At 58.2% G+C, this 17,110-nt stretch carries 17 protein-coding genes and 1 pseudogene; 9 read left to right on the top strand and 9 right to left on the bottom strand.

Features of this window, described 5'->3' with window-relative positions; translation table 11 throughout:
- The first annotated feature begins 83 nt into the window (after positions 1-83).
- The 4 genes from LRK71_RS06925 to LRK71_RS06910 all read left to right on the top strand — a co-directional run bounded on the left by LRK71_RS06925 (position 84) and on the right by LRK71_RS06910 (position 3,912).
- The gene (locus tag LRK71_RS06925) at positions 84-1,106 is read left to right on the top strand and encodes a branched-chain amino acid ABC transporter permease (protein ID WP_232402115.1); all 1,023 of its coding nucleotides are present in this window, start codon (positions 84-86) and stop codon (positions 1,104-1,106) included.
- 3 nt (positions 1,107-1,109) lie between these two features.
- Complete coding sequence (locus tag LRK71_RS06920) at positions 1,110-2,312, top strand: branched-chain amino acid ABC transporter permease (RefSeq protein ID WP_232402114.1); 1,203 nt, start codon at positions 1,110-1,112, stop codon at positions 2,310-2,312.
- 12 nt (positions 2,313-2,324) lie between these two features.
- A complete protein-coding gene (locus LRK71_RS06915) occupies positions 2,325-3,080 on the top strand; it encodes an ABC transporter ATP-binding protein (protein ID WP_232402113.1) in 756 nt (251 codons plus the stop codon).
- A gap of 76 nt (positions 3,081-3,156) precedes the next feature.
- Entirely contained in the window at positions 3,157-3,912 is a 756-nt protein-coding gene (locus LRK71_RS06910; protein WP_232402112.1) for an ABC transporter ATP-binding protein, read from the top strand.
- Positions 3,913-4,006: 94 nt separating this feature from the next.
- On the opposite strand, the gene LRK71_RS06905 is transcribed toward LRK71_RS06910, so the two are convergent.
- Positions 4,007-5,512, bottom strand: a complete 1,506-nt coding sequence (locus LRK71_RS06905; RefSeq protein ID WP_232402111.1) for a class I adenylate-forming enzyme family protein — start codon at positions 5,510-5,512, stop codon at positions 4,007-4,009.
- A gap of 135 nt (positions 5,513-5,647) precedes the next feature.
- On the opposite strand from LRK71_RS06905, the gene LRK71_RS06900 reads away from it, so the two are divergent.
- The 4 genes from LRK71_RS06900 to aat all read left to right on the top strand — a co-directional run bounded on the left by LRK71_RS06900 (position 5,648) and on the right by aat (position 8,940).
- Complete coding sequence (locus LRK71_RS06900; protein WP_232402110.1) at positions 5,648-6,187, top strand: PAS and helix-turn-helix domain-containing protein; 540 nt, start codon at positions 5,648-5,650, stop codon at positions 6,185-6,187.
- Between the two features lie 170 nt (positions 6,188-6,357).
- Positions 6,358-6,849, top strand: coding sequence for an acetyl-CoA carboxylase biotin carboxyl carrier protein (gene accB, locus LRK71_RS06895; RefSeq protein WP_232402108.1), 492 nt, complete (start codon positions 6,358-6,360; stop codon positions 6,847-6,849).
- A 9-nt stretch (positions 6,850-6,858) separates the two neighbouring features.
- The gene (gene accC / locus LRK71_RS06890) at positions 6,859-8,208 is read left to right on the top strand and encodes an acetyl-CoA carboxylase biotin carboxylase subunit (RefSeq protein WP_232402106.1); all 1,350 of its coding nucleotides are present in this window, start codon (positions 6,859-6,861) and stop codon (positions 8,206-8,208) included.
- Between the two features lie 99 nt (positions 8,209-8,307).
- Positions 8,308-8,940: a leucyl/phenylalanyl-tRNA--protein transferase gene (gene aat / locus LRK71_RS06885; protein WP_232402105.1), complete on the top strand. Its 633-nt coding sequence runs from the start codon at positions 8,308-8,310 to the stop codon at positions 8,938-8,940.
- Here the strand turns inward: aat and LRK71_RS06880 are convergent.
- The 7 genes and pseudogenes from LRK71_RS06880 to LRK71_RS06850 form a co-directional block, all read right to left on the bottom strand.
- A complete protein-coding gene (locus LRK71_RS06880) occupies positions 8,904-9,242 on the bottom strand; it encodes a DUF2155 domain-containing protein (RefSeq protein WP_408635989.1) in 339 nt (112 codons plus the stop codon). The two genes, aat and LRK71_RS06880, sit on opposite strands and share 37 nt — an antisense overlap.
- A gap of 47 nt (positions 9,243-9,289) precedes the next feature.
- Positions 9,290-9,742, bottom strand: a complete 453-nt coding sequence (mlaD, locus tag LRK71_RS06875) for an outer membrane lipid asymmetry maintenance protein MlaD (protein ID WP_232402103.1) — start codon at positions 9,740-9,742, stop codon at positions 9,290-9,292.
- A 110-nt stretch (positions 9,743-9,852) separates the two neighbouring features.
- Complete coding sequence (locus LRK71_RS06870; protein ID WP_232402101.1) at positions 9,853-10,239, bottom strand: NADH:ubiquinone oxidoreductase subunit NDUFA12; 387 nt, start codon at positions 10,237-10,239, stop codon at positions 9,853-9,855.
- A gap of 272 nt (positions 10,240-10,511) precedes the next feature.
- A pseudogene (locus LRK71_RS06865) lies at positions 10,512-10,978 on the bottom strand (integrase core domain-containing protein); the annotation flags it as partial.
- A 275-nt stretch (positions 10,979-11,253) separates the two neighbouring features.
- Complete coding sequence (locus LRK71_RS06860) at positions 11,254-11,622, bottom strand: RidA family protein (protein ID WP_232402099.1); 369 nt, start codon at positions 11,620-11,622, stop codon at positions 11,254-11,256.
- Between the two features lie 212 nt (positions 11,623-11,834).
- Positions 11,835-13,109 carry an ATP-dependent Clp protease ATP-binding subunit ClpX gene (gene clpX / locus LRK71_RS06855; RefSeq protein ID WP_232402098.1) on the bottom strand — a complete coding sequence of 425 codons (1,275 nt, stop codon included), beginning with the start codon at positions 13,107-13,109 and terminating at the stop codon, positions 11,835-11,837.
- A gap of 144 nt (positions 13,110-13,253) precedes the next feature.
- Positions 13,254-13,886 (bottom strand): ATP-dependent Clp protease proteolytic subunit, encoded by a 633-nt coding sequence (locus LRK71_RS06850; RefSeq protein WP_232402097.1) that lies wholly within the window; start codon positions 13,884-13,886, stop codon positions 13,254-13,256.
- A 345-nt stretch (positions 13,887-14,231) separates the two neighbouring features.
- Here LRK71_RS06850 and LRK71_RS06845 point away from each other — a divergent pair, with 345 nt between their 5' ends.
- Complete coding sequence (locus LRK71_RS06845) at positions 14,232-15,239, top strand: GlxA family transcriptional regulator (protein WP_232402096.1); 1,008 nt, start codon at positions 14,232-14,234, stop codon at positions 15,237-15,239.
- Between the two features lie 96 nt (positions 15,240-15,335).
- On the opposite strand, the gene LRK71_RS06840 is transcribed toward LRK71_RS06845, so the two are convergent.
- The gene (locus LRK71_RS06840; protein WP_232402095.1) at positions 15,336-16,970 is read right to left on the bottom strand and encodes a class I SAM-dependent methyltransferase; all 1,635 of its coding nucleotides are present in this window, start codon (positions 16,968-16,970) and stop codon (positions 15,336-15,338) included.
- Positions 16,971-17,110: the final 140 nt, after the last annotated feature.

The raw sequence follows: 17,110 nt of genomic DNA, 5'->3' as shown, positions 1-17,110 counted from the left end.
CCTGATGTCGTGCAAGCGAAGCATGAGGCCTCGCAGGGTCAGGATCCACCACTTCCACATCGAAGAACCCAAGGGTGGGGACTATGGACGCAATCCTATTGCAAATATTAAACGGGCTGGACAAAGGCTCTGCCTATGCGCTGATCGCGCTGGGCCTGACACTGATTTTTGGCACGCTGGGCGTGGTGAACTTTGCGCATGGCGCCCTGTTCATGATTGGTGCCTTCTGCGCCGTCACCGTGCAGCGTATCCTTAACCTCAGCTATGAGGTGGTCGACGAAACCCAAAAGGATTTCCTCGGCAACGCACTGAAAGTAAAGACATCCTATGTGGAAAGTTGGTTCGGCCCCGAAATGGGGGGGGCCATAATAGACTGGGCAGTGCCCATCGCCATTATCTTTGCCATCCCGATCATGATCTTCATCGGTTTTGTCATGGAACGCGGCTTGATCAAGCATTTCTACAAGCGCGAACATGCGGATCAGATCCTGGTGACCTTTGGCCTCGCCATCGTGTTGCAGGAAGTGATCAAATACTTCTATGGTGCCAACCCGATCCAAACCGCCTCTCCCGAGGCGTTGAGCGGCGTTGCAAATGTCGGCGCGCTGTTTGGCATGGATATTGTCTATCCAGTCTGGCGTATCGTCTACTTCTTCTTCTCGGTTGTCATCATCGGCGGTATCTTCTCCTTCCTGCAGTTCACCACTTTTGGGATGGTTGTGCGCGCCGGCATGGCAGATCGTGAAACCGTTGGCCTGCTGGGCATCAATATCGACCGTCGCTTTACCATAATGTTTGGCATTGCTGCTGCCGTCGCCGGGCTTGCCGGGGTGATGTATACCCCGATCAATTCGCCCAACTACCATATGGGCATGGACTTTCTGGTGCTGAGCTTTGTGGTTGTGGTTGTTGGCGGTATGGGTTCGCTGCCCGGTGCCGTTCTGGCCGGCTTCATGCTGGGTATTCTTGAGGCCTTTGCCTCGATGAACGAGATCAAATCCATCCTTCCCGGTATCGACCAAATCATCATCTATGTCGTCGCGATTATTATTCTGCTCACCCGTCCGCGGGGTCTCATGGGCCGCAAAGGCGTGATGGAGGAATAACACATGTTCGGACTTGATAAAAAAGACACGCGGATGCTCCTGGTCGTCGCTGTACTGACGCTTTGTGCTCCCTTCATCCTCAATCCATTCCCCACCGACAGCGCCATGGCGCAGTTCAATGCGGGTTACCCGGATCTGATGCAACGCTTTGTGATCTTTGGCATCTTTGCCATCGGTTTCAATATTCTCTTTGGCCTCACTGGCTATCTCTCCTTTGGTCACGCGGCCTTCCTGGGTGTCGGCTCCTACTCTGCCGTTTGGATGTTCAAACTGCTGAGCATGAACGTGGTGCCTGCCATCCTGCTTGCGGTGGTGATCTCTGGGCTGTTTGCGCTGCTCATTGGCTTTGTCTCGCTGCGGCGGTCAGGGATCTACTTCTCGATCCTGACACTGGCCTTTGCGCAGATGTCCTTTAACCTGGCCTATTCGGTTCTGACGCCCATCACCAATGGTGAAACCGGTCTGCAGCTGACACTGGATGACCCCCGTGTGCTGGGTGTTTCCGCCACAGCAGATGGCTCCATCCCAGTGACCAGCCTGTTTGGTCTGGAAATGCGTTCAACCTTTGAAATGGTTGTTGGCCCCTGGGCTTTTCAGTTCAACGCCGGATACTACCTCTGTGCGCTGGTTCTGCTGGCCGTTTTCTACCTGTCGATCCGTATCTTCCGCTCGCCCTTTGGCATGATGCTGCGGGCGGTGAAATCGAACCAGCAGCGGATGAACTATACCGGCCTAAACACCAAACCCTACACCCTTGCTGCCTTTGTGATTTCCGGCATGTATGCGGGTCTGGCCGGTGGTCTGATGGCCTCGATGGATCCTCTGGCTGGTGCGGAGCGCATGCAGTGGACCGCATCGGGCGAGGTCGTTCTGATGACTATCCTCGGCGGTGCGGGCACGCTTATTGGTCCGGTTCTGGGCGCTGGTTTCATCAAATACTTTGAGAACATCTTCTCCAAGATTAATGACACCGTGTTGCATAACTGGTTCGCCTTTATGCCCGACGGGCTGGAAGATTTTGTCGTCTTCATCGTGCATCCTTTCATCGGCAAAGGCTGGCATCTGACTCTGGGTATCATGTTCATGCTGGTTGTGGTCTTCCTCCCCGGAGGTCTGGTCGAAGGTGGTCAACGCATCGCCAAATGGGTGAAGGGTCGCAAGAACAAAGACGACTCCACCTCTGCCACAAAAAACCCTGCGGAATAAGGAGACGGATTGATGGGAATTCTTGAAGTCAAAAACGTCGGCAAACGCTTTGGTGGCCTGCAGGCGCTGGGGGATGTGAACCTCAGCGTCAAGGAAAACACCGTCCACGCCATTATCGGACCCAATGGCGCGGGTAAATCCACTCTGCTCAACTGCCTGGTGGGCAAGCTGATCCCCGATACCGGGTCGGTGATGTTTGACGGGCAGTCGGTGCTGGGACGCAAACCCTATGAGATCAACCAGATGGGCATCAGCCGCGTCTTTCAAACGCCTGAGATCTTTGGCGATCTCACAGTGTTGGAAAACATGCTGATCCCCTGCTTTGCCAAACGTGATGGTGCCTTCTCTTTGAATGCGATCACCTCGGTTCCCAGTGAGACTGACGTGCTGGAAAAGGCCGAAAAGATGCTGGTTGAGATGAACATGGCTGACAAGCGGCATATGCATTCCGCTTCGCTGTCGCGCGGTGACAAACGACGCCTTGAGATCGGCATGTGCCTGTCGCAAGAGCCCCGTCTGTTGCTGTTGGATGAGCCCACTGCCGGTATGGCACGCGCCGATACCAATAACACCATTGATCTGCTGAAAGAGATCAAGGAACAGCGCGACATTACAATCGCCATCATCGAACACGACATGCATGTGGTGTTCTCTCTCGCGGATCGGATCACCGTTCTGGCCCAGGGAACCCCCCTGGTCGAGGATGATCCGCAAAACATCCGTGGCAACCCCAAGGTACGCGAAGCCTATCTCGGCGAGTCGGCATAAGAACGGACACTCCCTGCCCGTTCTGACAGAATATCACGCCAGTCAGGACGGTGCAGAGCAAGAAAGGACAAGACAGATGAACGTCAAACCCGACTTTTCCAAGAATGCCAATGCGGCAACCACCGCGCCGGCCTTTCTGTCGGTCTGGGATATGCATGCCTATTATGGTGAAAGCTATATCGTGCAGGGCATCAACTTTAACGTCCATGAGGGCGAGATCCTGGCGCTGCTGGGGCGCAACGGCGCGGGCAAGACCTCGACCCTGCGCTCTATCGCGCGCACCGGCTCACCCATGGTGACCCAGGGGGAAATCTGGCTGGACCACCAGCCGCTGCACCTGATGGAAAGCCATGAAGCCGCAGCAGCCGGCCTGGGGCTGGTGCCCGAAGATCGCCGCATCATTGCCGGCCTTACAGTGGAAGAAAACCTGCAGCTGGCACAGATCGCGCCCCCCATTGGCTGGTCGATTGAACGGCTCTATGATTTGTTCCCGCGCCTGGGCGAGCGACGCAAGCAGGAGGGCATCACCCTGTCGGGCGGCGAACAGCAGATGCTGGCCATTGCCCGTGCCCTGGCCCGTGACATCAAGGTGCTGCTGCTGGATGAACCCTATGAAGGCCTGGCCCCGGTGATCGTGGATGAGATCGAAAAGACCCTCATGCACGTCAAGGAACAGGGCATGACCACCATTCTGGTGGAACAGAACGCCGTGCGCGCGCTGGAGCTGGCAGACCGGGCCGTGATCCTCGACACTGGTGGCATTGTCTTTGATGGCACAGCAGCCGAAGTTCTGGAAAATGCCGACCTGCGGGCAGAATATCTGGCGATCTGACCAGGCCCGCCAACGCGGCCCAGCCATAGATACCGGCCGATCTTAGATGCGGGGTCGGCCGATATCTACGCGGGGCACTACCCTGGACGCGCAGCTAGACCTGCTGCAATCGCTGGCGCAGCTCTGTCTTTAGCACCTTGCCATAGTTGTTCTTGGGCAGCTCAGCGACAAAGATATAGGCCTTGGGGCATTTGAACCGGGCAATCTGGTCGCGGCACAGGGCATCCAGTTCGGCCTCCCCGACCTGGCCGACCACAAAGGCCACCACCTCTTCGCCCCAATCCGCGTGCGACCGCCCCACAACCGAGACCTCCTGCACCTGCGGATGGACCAGCAGCGCCTCTTCGACCTCGCGCGGGTAGACATTGGATCCGCCGGAAATGATCAGATCCTTGGAGCGGTCCTGCAGGGTCAAATAGCCCGCTTCGTCCAGAACCCCCATATCGCCGGTCATCAGCCAGCCGTCCTTTAAGCTTTCGGCGCTGGCGGCGGGGTTATTCCAATAGCCTGGCATCACTGCATCGCCGCGCACCATGATTTCCCCCAGCGTGCCACAGGGCAAGGGGGTGCCATCCGCTGTGCCAATGCGCAGTTCCACCCCGCTTTGCGCCCGCCCCACCCCGGCCAGACGTCCTTTCCAGTTGGGGTGGCTGCGATCTCTTACCTCTTGCCGGGTCAACACCGTGATCCCCATCGGGCATTCCCCCTGGCCGTAGATCTGGATGAAGATCGGGCCAAAATGCGCCTCAGCCTCGATGATATCCGCCAGATACATTGGCCCACCCGCATAAATCACGCTGCGCAGGCCTGCCCCCGACCGTCCGCTGGCCTTGGCCACGGCGGTCATCCGCGTCACCATTGTAGGGGCGGCAAACATCTGCACCCGGCCAAAATGTTCGGCCAGATCCAAAATCTCAATCTCGTCAAACCCGCCCGAGGCCGGGCAGACATGCGCCGCGCCGACACGCACATGCAGCATGTTGTAGAGCCCGGCTCCGTGGCTCATCGGGGCCGCATAGAGAATCTGATCAGCGCTGCTGGCCGCATCGACATCGGCAAAATAGCCCAGCGACACGATGGTCAACATGCGGTGGGTGATCTGCACTCCCTTGGGCCGACCGGTGGTGCCAGAGGTGTAAAACAGCCAGGCCAGATCCTGCGGATCGCGCGTCACCGGTGCCTGCACGGGGGCATGGACCAGGGCGACAGCATAGGCAGCATCCGTAATCGACACGCTAGGAGTATCGCCATCACAGCGCGCCAAGGCCTGGTCCTGACCGGGCGAGGTAAAAACCAGCTTGGCCCCAGAATCCTGCAGGATGAACTGCGCCTCGCGCCCGTGCAGCTTGGCATTGATCGGCACTGCGGCCGCGCCAGCATACCAGATACCATAGAGCGTGATCAGGTAATCCGGACAATTCGTCATGAACAAGGCCACCCGGTCGCCGGGGGTCACCCCCTGCCCACCGAGCCACCCCGCCACTGCGGCTGCCTTTTGATGAAAGCTGGAATAGTCTTCCACCAGGTCCTGACCCAGAAAAATTGCCGGGCGCCCAGCATCTGCTTGCGCCTGCCGATGCAGCCATAGCGCGATATTCATCGCCTCATCTCCTCTTGAATACCCGGCCCTGCCTGCTCCCTCCCCGGAGCTTTGCGACAAAGAGCCTGTCAAAAACAGCCTCTCATGGTGCAGCTTTTCCTTCAATTCCGCAGAAATACCCGGTTAATAGGGGATATGAGCGATATTGCCTTTGACCATGCCCCTGTGGGGCTCGCCGTTTTGGAAAACCGGGTGATCATCCGGTGCAATCAGCAATTTGCTGCCACCTTTGGCGGTGGCCCTGCCCAGTACAGCGCCCTGCTGATTGCCGATCTCTATCCCAGCCAGGAAGATTACCAGCGCATCGGCGCGCTGCTGCAGCAGGATGAAGGTGCCAAAAGCGGCCTATATAACGATGAACGCATCATGCGTCGGCGCTCGGGTGAATTGTTCTGGTGCCGGGTGCGGGGGCGATCCATCACGCCGGATGATCCCTTTCGCACCGGCATCTGGTCCTTTGCCGATATCTCCGAAGACCGCCCTGTTGTCAGCCTGACGCCGCGCGAACGCGAGGTGGCGATCCTCACCTGCAAGGGGCTGTCGGCCAAGGAGATCGGCCAAAAGCTGGGCCTCTCATACCGCACCATTGAAACCCACCGCGCCCATCTGTTGCAGAAGTTCAACGCCCGCAAGCTGCCGGAATTGGTGGCCAAGCTAAGCGGCATGCCCCTGTAGAGACAAATGCCTGACGCTAATTTGACTGCAGCGATTGCGAATCCTGCCAATTCTGCCCATTTTATGCGCCAGATCGACAGCGCTTTCCTTGTGGTAAAGCTTACCCTATAAGCGCATCTAATTTGCTGGCTGCCTATGTGGCAGACCTGTCAGAACCGGCTGAGGACAAAATGACAAATAAAACTCATGAAGCGGATGTGGCATTCATCAAGGCACTGGCCGAATTGCTGCGCGACAACGATCTGACCGAACTAGAGGTCAAGCGCGACTATAGCGAAGACGACAGCCTGAATGTGCGCGTCGCACGCCAGATCATCGCCGCCGCCCCCGCACCCGTGCAGGCCAGCGTTCCTATCGCCGCTGCCGCCCCTGCCGCTGTGGCCCCCGCTGCCGCAGCCGCCGCCCCTGCTGATGACCCCGCCAGCCACCCCGGTGCGGTCACATCGCCCATGGTTGGCACCGTCTACCTGCAGGCAGAACCCGGTGCCCCCGCCTTCATCACAGTTGGCAAACAGGTCAACGAAGGCGACACCCTGCTGATCGTCGAAGCGATGAAAACCATGAACCACATTCCGGCGCCAAAATCCGGTACGGTCAAGCGCATCCTGGTTGAAGACGGGGCCGCCGTCGAATTCGGATCTCCGCTGGCCATCATCGAGTAAGGGCAGCCCATGTTTGACAAGATCCTGATTGCCAACCGCGGAGAGATTGCGCTGCGCGTGATCCGGGCCTGCCGCGAGATGGGCATCAAATCGGTTGCGGTGCATTCCACCGCCGATGCCGATGCGATGCATGTGCGCATGGCTGACGAATCCGTCTGTATCGGTCCGCCTGCTGGCGCCCAAAGTTACCTGTCGATCCCGGCGATTATTTCGGCCTGCGAAATCACTGGCGCCCAGGCGGTTCACCCCGGCTACGGCTTTCTGTCGGAAAACGCCAATTTTGTGCAGATCATCGAAGACCACGGGCTAACCTTTATCGGCCCCTCGGCTGCCGATATCCGCACCATGGGCGATAAGATCACCGCCAAGGAGACCGCCAAGGCCCTGGGGATCCCGGTTGTGCCCGGCTCTGAGGGCGGTGTTCCAGATGTCGAAAGCGCCCGCAAGGCCGCCGCCGACATGGGGTATCCCGTGATTATCAAGGCGACGGCCGGTGGCGGTGGGCGCGGCATGAAGGTGGCCACCTCGGCTGCTGATATTGATGTCGCCTTCTCCACTGCCCGCTCTGAGGCCAAGGCTGCATTCGGCAATGACGAAGTCTATATGGAGAAATACCTCCAGAAGCCGCGTCACATCGAAGTCCAGGTCTTTGGCGATGGCAAGGGCAATGGCGTGCATCTGGCCGAACGGGACTGTTCGCTGCAACGGCGCCACCAGAAAGTGTTTGAAGAGGCCCCCGGCCCCTGCATCACCGCCGAAGAACGCGCCCGTATCGGCAAGATCTGCGCCGACGCCGTCGCCGCCATGAGCTACTCTGGCGCCGGGACCGTTGAATTTCTCTATGAAGCTGGCGAGTTCTTCTTCATCGAAATGAACACCCGCCTGCAGGTGGAACATCCGGTGACCGAAGCCATCTTTGGCGTCGATCTGGTGCGCGAACAGATCCGCGTTGCTGCCGGGCTGCCGCTGTCCTTCACCCAGGATGATCTGCAGATCAACGGCCATGCCATCGAGGTGCGCATCAACGCCGAAAAGCTGCCGAACTTCTCGCCCTGCCCGGGCAAGATCACCGCCTACCACGCCCCCGGTGGGCTGGGTGTGCGGATGGATTCGGCGCTCTATGATGGCTATTCAATCCCGCCCTATTACGACAGCTTGATTGGCAAGCTGATCGTGCATGGCCGCGACCGTCCCGAAGCTCTGGCGCGCCTCAGCCGCGCCCTGGGCGAGTTGATCGTTGACGGCATCGACACCACCGTGCCGCTGTTCCACGCGCTGCTGGACGAACCAGACGTGCAGTCTGGCAACTATGGCATCCATTGGCTGGAACGCTGGCTGGAAGAAAACCTCGGGAGCTGACCCCGATCAAACTTGGGGCGTGGCACAATGCTGCGCCCCAATGCCCTTGCTGCCCGCTCTGGGCCCATACTCTCCTCCGATCTTCAGGCGGTTCGCCAGATGAGCCTCACCCCCGATCTCTTGCTGCACGCCTATTCCGTTGGGGTTTTTCCAATGGCCGAGCACCGCGACGACGATGAGATCTTTTGGGTGGACCCCAAACGCCGGGGCATCTTTCCGATCGAAGGGTTTCATATCTCGCGGTCATTGGCCAAAACCATCCGTCGCGGCGAGTTTGAGATCACGATCAATCGCGCTTTTGGCACTGTGGTTGAGGCCTGCGCAGACCGGCAAGAGACCTGGATCAACCGCGAAATCCATGCCCGCTACCTGGATCTGCACGCCATGGGCAATGCCCATTCGCTTGAGGTCTGGCAGCAGGGCCAGCTTATTGGCGGCCTTTACGGCGTCTCGCTGGGGGGCGGTTTCTTTGGCGAAAGCATGTTTTCACAGCGGCGGGACGCATCCAAGATTGCCCTGGCCTATCTGATGGATCGCTTGCGCCAGGCTGGCTTTGTGCTCTGTGATACGCAGTTTCTGACGCCGCATCTGGCCTCTCTGGGGGCGGTAGAAATCCCCCGCGCCACCTATAAGGCCCGTCTGGCGCAGGCCATTGCACGGCAGGCGGATTTCACTGCGCCGGAAATCCCCTCACCTCAGCTGCTCTTGCAGCGGATGACCCAGACGTCATAGCGTGCGTGATCCAGCGCTGACAGCGCCGGGCTAGAGGCAATCATCCACCCATCAAAGAACACCTCGCCATTCTGCGGATCACGGATAGTCAGATAGGCAAAGGCGTCGCCTGTGGGGTTTGCCACCGGATAGCGGCATTCTGTCAGGGTAACGATCAGGCCGAAAACCTCGGCGCTGCCGCCGGTGGGGATATCCACGTCGATATTGTGACCGTTGACCTTATCCAGCCCACGCAGAACCGCAGCGACACCACGTTCGGCCGGCTCTTCCTGCGCCACAGCAGGCAGCCCAGCTAGGCCCAGAACAAAGGCTACCGCCAGCTGGCGCAGTCGAACTGTTCGCCCAAAGTTCACGAATCACCCCCACTGCCCGAGACAAATTTGACCAGCAGTGAAATCAGGCTGACCGCGCCTTGGGTATCAAGCACCTCATCGCCCGGTTCAAAATTATACGGCGATCCCCCCGGCATAATCTCGACAAAATTCCCGCCCAAAAGACCTTCAGAGGAAATAATCACCGAACTGTCGTCGGGCACTTTGATCCCCTCCAGCACCGAAAAACGAGTATCGGCGCGAAAGGTCTGCTGGTTGAGATCAACGCCCGTCACCGTGCCAATCTTGACACCGGCCAGGCGCACATCAGTGCCGACGCTAACCCCTTCCAAAGATCGGAAAGAGGCCGCCAGCTCATAGCCGCCCCTTGCAGCGGATAGCCCGGCAACCTGCCCAGCGTAGACGGCAAATCCAAGGGCAACGGCCAGAACGACGCCACCGGCCAGAACTTCAGTTGTATTGTGCGACATTGGGGTCTCAGCCTAGATCTTTGGGGTAAATCAAACAAAGGGCCAAAGGGCAAAGCACCCTTAGCCCAGAAAATACGCGAGTCCGACAGGACCCATGCGCAGGCTGAGCCTTATTCCGGGACCCAAGCCTCGTAATCGCTGCGCGGCTGTGGGCTGCCCCCTGCGCGGATCGACCCGGCCGGAGCATAGGCCTGCAGGGTGCCCGTCAGGTTTTCCTGATGCGGCTTTTCCCAGTCCTTGTGGACCAGTGGCTTTTTGCTGGGCAAGTCATCAAAGGTGCGATGCAACCACCCATGCCAGTCAGCGCCAATGCGCGAGGCTTCAACCTCGCCATTAAAGATCACCCAACGGCGACTGTCATCGGCTGTGTGATAAAACACATTGCCCTGATCATCCTCACCCACCTTAACGCCCTTACGCGCGGTAAAGATCTGGGTGTTCAGCGTCTGACCGTTCCACCATGTCACAGCGCGCAAAAGAGTATTCAGGATTCCCATGGATGCCTCCGAAGATTTCCTCAACCGTATGACGTAATTTCCCGCCAAGGTCCAGTGGCTTGCAGCGCTGTGGGACGCCCCTGGCGGGTTTTGGCATAACTATCACGAATGCCTTAAGGTCCGGTAGCCTGCGTCGCTTGCCCGCAAAAAGATCAGCCGATTGCCAAACGGATCCGTCAGCCTCATTTGCAGACCCATGCCCCCTCTCGATCTCCGGGTTCAGATTTTAGGGATAGCGCGCCCCGGCTTTACTCCATTGCCTTTGCTTCACTTCACGCGACCACATCGAGCAGATCACGCAGTGCATAAAAGTTCTCTTTTGCCTCTGTCGGCGGGATGTTTCCGAGGGGTCCGAGCCGTCGGCGGTTGTTGAACGAACCGACCCATCCAAGGCGGCCATTTCCAGATCCTGCAGATTGCGCCACGGGCCTTGGCGGTGGACCCGCTCGGTTTTGGAGCGACCGTTTATTGTCTCAGCAAGACCGTTGTCATAAGGGTCACCAAGGCTGCCGACCGATGGTTCGCTCCCGGCGTCGACCAGACGCTCGGTGTATCGAATGGACAAATATTGCCCACCGTTCTGGACCGACCGCCGTTCATGCAGGGCCTGTTCCAGATCGGGCTCGACGCTCGCGCCCAGAACACGCGGTTCACCTTAGCGCGGACAGGGCGCTGGCGTGTCGGGGATTGTTGTCTTGACCACCTTTCCACGCATCGCACCACGGATGCTGATCTGTTTCCTCCGTTGCCCGGCAGGGTATTGCCAAGCAATGCGCGAGAGGGAGGCGCCCCACCGTACAGCCTGCAAGCGTACCAGCCACAGCACAAGCAACCCGCGCCCCGATCGGGCCGCAACTCGATGGTCGATAAAAACAGGGCGATTATGGTTTAGCGAGACAGCAATCATGCGGCGCAAAGATATTGACAGCGACAGCCTGCCCCTCCTGAACAGGGCACAGGGTTGTACTTTCCTCCACCTCAACCGCTAGGATACAGGCCCATTCGACCCAATACTTAGGGAGGTGGCGCCAGCGCCGTCACTTCGATCTCAATGCGGTATTTCGGATCAATCAGCCCCGTTTCAATCATCGTGGCTGCTGGCGGATTGCCACCAAATGTTTCCGCCAGCAACGGCCAGCAGGGCGCAAATTCTTTGGCATCTGGCAGGTAATAGTTCACCCGCACCACATCCGCAAAAGAGCCCCCCACCTCCGCCAGGGCCTTGCCGATTATGTCCAGTGCTGACTGACACTGGCTCAGCACATCCTCACCCTGACCAACGGTGCCTGCCACATGTACAAAACCGCCCGCTACTACAGCACGGCAATAGCCGACCTTGGCCTCAAATTCTCCACCCGATGAAATACGTCTGATCCTAGCCATTCTCTGTTCCTTTCATTTGGCCCAAAATATCCTGGGGGGAGCGCCCAACGGGCGCGATGGGACAAAGCCCCCAAGGCTGCAACTCCAGTATGCTAAGACCCCATTTACCTGTATGACCCCTCTGTACCAATAGAAAACGGCCAATGTCATCAAGACATTGGCCGCTCAAAACAGATCAGGGTTTTAGGCTCCCTGCATCACGCATCACAGGCTCAGCTCGCTGACGCGGGCTCTTTTTCTGCTTCTGCATCGGTGTAGATCATCAACGGCTGGGCATCGGATGTAACCGCCTCTTCGTTGACCACCACCTTCGTGACGCTTTCCATACCGGGCAGCTCAAACATGGTTTCCAGCAGCAGATCCTCAAGAATAGAACGCAGACCACGGGCACCGGTTTTACGTTGAATCGCACGTTTTGCGATGGCGCTTAGCGCCTCTTCGGTAAAGTCCAGCTCGGTGTCTTCCAGCTCAAACAGGCGTTGATACTGCTTCACCAGCGCGTTCTTCGGCTTGGTCAGGATGGTCACCAGGGCATCTTCATCCAGATCCTCCAGAGTTGCCAGAACCGGCAGACGGCCAACAAATTCAGGGATCAGACCAAACTTCAGCAGATCCTCAGGCTCCAGATCCTGGAAGATTTCGCCAACGCCGCGGTCGTCATTGTTGCGCACATCGGCGCCAAAACCCATCGCCGAGCCCTTGCCGCGCTGCGCGATGATTCGATCCAAACCCGCAAAAGCGCCGCCGCAGATGAACAAGATATTTGTCGTGTCGACCTGCAAGAATTCCTGCTGTGGATGTTTCCGCCCGCCCTGCGGTGGCACGCTTGCAACGGTGCCTTCCATCAGTTTCAGCAGCGCCTGCTGCACCCCCTCGCCCGAGACATCGCGGGTGATCGACGGGTTTTCCGACTTGCGGGTGATTTTGTCGACTTCATCAATATAGACAATGCCACGCTGCGCCCGCTCGACGTTATATTCCGAGGCCTGCAAGAGCTTGAGGATGATGTTTTCAACATCCTCACCAACATAGCCGGCCTCTGTCAGGGTAGTGGCATCAGCCATGGTAAAGGGCACATCCAGGATGCGCGCCAAGGTCTGCGCCAGCAAGGTCTTACCGCAGCCGGTGGGGCCGATCAGCAGGATGTTGGATTTGGCCAGCTCGATATCACTGCCCGCTTTTTGGGCATGATTAAGCCGTTTGTAATGGTTATGCACCGCCACCGAGAGCACTTTTTTCGCCATGGCCTGACCAATCACATAGTCATCCAGCACCTGGCAGATGTCTTTCGGGCTCGGCACGCCATCGGTTGCCTTCAACCCAGAAGCCTTGGTTTCCTCCCGGATGATATCCATGCACAGCTCAACGCATTCGTCGCAGATGAACACGGTGGGGCCCGCAATCAGTTTGCGCACCTCATGTTGGCTTTTGCCACAGAAGCTGCAGTAAAGCGTGTTCTTGCTGTCGCCACTCGAATTCGTCGCCATGGTCTACCTTTCAGTCCGCTCGGACAACCGGCGTCGCCGGGCTCTCCGCCTTTTGGCCAGCTTATGACAGCCCACCCGCCGCCACAATGTCAAAATATATGCCCCGGCGAATGCGGGGCATATGCTCGTTCACTTAGGCGAGCCTCAGCTCTCCTCGTCGTCACCTTTGGCGCGATTTTCAACGATCTCGTCGATCAGGCCAAAGGCCTTGGCCTCTTCGGGATCCATGAAATTGTCACGTTCTAGCGCCGCTTCGACCTTCTCCAGCTCCTGGCCGGTGTGCTTGACATAGATCTCGTTCAAGCGCCGCTTCAGCTTCAGGGTCTCTTCAGCGTGAATCATGATATCCGTCGCCTGGCCCTGAAAACCACCAGATGGCTGGTGCACCATGACGCGAGAATTGGGCAGCGAGAAACGCATGCCTTTTTCACCAGCCGTCAGCAGCAACGACCCCATAGAGGCCGCCTGGCCAATCACCAGGGTCGAAACCTTGGGTTTGATATACTGCATGGTATCATAAATCGACAGGCCCGAGGTCACAACACCGCCGGGGGAGTTGATATACATCGAGATCTCTTTCGAAGGATTCTCTGCCTCAAGATGCAGCAGCTGCGCCACGATCAGCGAGGACATGCCGTCATGCACGGGTCCATTCAAAAAGATGATCCGCTCTTTCAGCAGGCGCGAAAAGATATCATAGGCTCGCTCTCCCCGGCTGGTCTGTTCGACCACCATGGGCACGAGGGTATTCATATAAGTTTCTCTTGGATCATTCATGCGAACCTGCCTGCGTTGTGTTATGTCTGGTACCATACCCGACGAGTGTTACCTGAGTCTTAGTATTGCCCCCTTGGGCCTGCAAGGGCCGACCGTTGTTTTTACGCAGCTGTCCCCATTGCAACACCCCGCTGCAATGCGTCTGTAGCACCAGCGTCGCAAATCATCGGAGCGCAGTCGTAATCTTAGGGCAGATCCGCAGGAATACCCCGTAAACGCAAAGCAAGAGAGGCCAGCCCCGGCCCCCGGTGGGATGTCGCATTTTGCCGTCCCTCCACCGGTATTGACCTGTCTCCCGCCTGAACCCCTTGGGGGTCTCTCACGCCTTTGGACCAGGACCATGCCATGACAGATGACAATTTTGTGCAAAAGGGTGCCGCTGCCACCCTGGCCGTGCCCTTTGCCGGGGCACCACAAGATTTTTACTTCCTGCTGCTGCCCAAGGCGACAATGCTGGCGGTTGCGGCCGCAATCGAACCTCTGCGCATTGCCAATCAGGTCACCAATTCCAAGCTTTATCGCTGGTTCATCCTAACCGAGGATGGCGCGCCAATCCGCTGTTCAAATGGCATGAAGGTCACCCCTGACATGCCCCTGCAACCCCTGCCTGCGGATGCTTTGGGCTTTGTCTGCGCTGGGGTCGAGCCGCAGTCCACCGCAGGTGAGGCGACGCTCAACTGGCTGCGGCGCGAAAGCCGGTTTGGCCGCTCTATCGGCGGCATCTGTACTGGCGCCTTTGCCCTGGCCCAGGCCGGGCTGATCCGTGATCAGCCCTTTACCCTGCACTGGGAAAATCAGCCCGGCTTTCAGGAAAGCTATCCGGATCTGTACCCCACGGCCAATACCTTTGAAATAAGTGGCGCCCTGATGACCTGCGGCGGCGGCAATGCGGCCACCGATCTGATGCTCAACCTGATCGAGGCGCGCCACGGCAAACAACTGGCGATCATCGTTGCCGATATGTGCCTGCATGTGCGCTCGGGTGGGCAGGCAGTGCCGCAGAAATCCAACTTTGCCGTAGCCATCGGCAGCCGCAACCAGCGCCTGCTGAATGCGCTGCAGCTGATGCAATCCGCCATCGAAGATCCGCTCTCTATTGGCGATCTCTGCGCCCAGCTGGATATCTCTCGGCGCCAATTGGAACGACTGTTTTCACGCTATCTGAACCAAAGCCCAATGCATGTCTATTTTGACATGCGCCTTGCCCATGCCTTTGCCCTGATGAATGAAACCTCAATGAGCGTGACAGAAATCGCACTGGCCTCTGGCTTTAACAATTCGACCCATTTTTCGCGCCAGTTCAAACGCCGATTTGGTGCCTCACCGCATTTCTTTCGCAAAGGTTGGGGCTAGAGGCAGGGCGCAGCTGCCCCTGATCACAGCCCCCCCCACAGGCATGGCTGCGGGGGATCAGATCTGGCGTCTTGTCAGCGGCCCCAGAGACCACGCTCAGGCAACACCGCGAAGCTGGCGGGGAAGCTCTGTATCATCCAGGTCGACATCTTCTTGCAGGTCTGGGACTGTAAACCCTTCCTGTAGCGGCAAGCACAACCCAAGAGTGACGCAAAGCGGCAAGCGACGCACGGCAAAATTCGCCGCCCGCACCTGCAAAACCGCTAGGTTTTCCGCGTCACTCTCAAGCATGCGTCCTTCGTGGTGTACACGTTGGCCCTGCGCCGACAAAATCCCCCAGACCAAGTCGGCCCATTGGTTGGGATGCGTCTTGCCCTCGCTCAGCGCCAGCAGGAACAGCTGCTCAAAGCGATCAAACTCAACACCGCCGCCCGTCACCGGAGAGGCCAGAAAACGCAGGGTATCGCTGTCTTCAGCCCGTTTGCACAGAGCCAGATTGAAGGCCTGGCAGCGTGCCTCGCGCGCAGCGCGCCCTTCCAGCGGCAAACAGGGCGACAGGGTGCCAGATCCGACAAGGATGGTCAGAAGGCGGGAAATTTCGCCCCAGGTCATGCGCCCGAATACGCCTTGATCCAACAGGCTGCGCACTGTGGCCGGGCCTGCTGCCAGGGCCTCTAGAATGGGCGCGTACTGGTCGTGATCCAGCGTGATCTCGCCCAGACGCCAGCTAAGCTTGAGCACGCCGCCATTGTAGCGCTGCATCAGGGCTAGCGGGGTTTCGAACCAGGCGCCAATGGCACTGCGTTCGGTGTGCTGGCGTGGCCCCTTTACAAACAGGTCAGACCGGAACTGTTCATTCACCATAACATCGCGCAGGTTTTCACGCTGTACCGGGTCACTTTCGGCCGCAAGCAGTTCACCCTGCTGCGGCGTCAGAGAGATGTCCGCCACATGGTCCAGCATACAGGAAGAGCCAACAAAGCTCAGCTTGGCCTGATCCAGATGCGCCGCGAGATCGCCAAAATGGAACGGCGTCCAGTCGGCATTGAACAGCTCATGCGCCAGATACTTGCGCGACATATTCTTGGCACTGCCCAGACGCGAACTGGCCGAAGGATTGATGGTGAAGAACTTGGCGCCGGTCGCTTCCAGCTTGGCGGCAAAGGCCAGCGCCTCATCCACCCGGTCTTCTGTCGGGGAAGAGCTTTGTGCCGCGTGATCCAGCAGCACCCGCCGCAAGGGCATTGTCGCAGCCCAGGCCGCAAGAACATTGTAGCTGACATAGACCATACCGCCTGCGGTCAGGCGGCGGCCAATGAAATCGACAATAAGGTCCTGATTTTCCTTGGAAACCCAGCTCATCACCCCATGTAGCGCGATCACATCGAATTGCTTGGGCAGGGCGGTTTCCTCTTCGAAATCCGCAAAGGAGCGATCATAGAAATGTACATTATCCAGGCCAGCCTCGGTCGCCAGCTCACGCGCGCCCGCGATATGTGCAGGCATGAAATCCATCGCGTGGAACTCTATATGCGGGTTCGCCGCCGCCAAAAGATTCGCGGTAAATCCCTGGCCGCAGCCCAGCTCACAATAGCTGAGCCGTTTTTGGTTCAGCCCGTGTTTCTGCCCGCGAGAGGTCGCAGACAGAGCCAGCACAGCCGGTGTCATCTCGTGGAAAAAATCATGCGTGTAGTCAACATCGGCCACATAGCCAGAAGTCCAATCACTCATACACCACCTCTAGGTCTCAATTTGAATCAACGTTGCGGGCCAAGTTGTCTAAAATTCATGATGATGAGGTTAATGGCGTCGGGTTTATGTCGCGCATTTCTCTTTATATCTGCTCTGCCTGCTGGCGGAAACGAAAACGC

It is taken from the genome of Pseudophaeobacter flagellatus (genome assembly GCF_021228235.1).
In the GTDB taxonomy this organism is placed as follows: Bacteria; Pseudomonadota; Alphaproteobacteria; order Rhodobacterales; family Rhodobacteraceae; genus Pseudophaeobacter; species Pseudophaeobacter flagellatus.
Note: the sequence above shows the minus strand (reverse complement) of the source record. Positions and strands in the feature narration are given on the sequence as shown.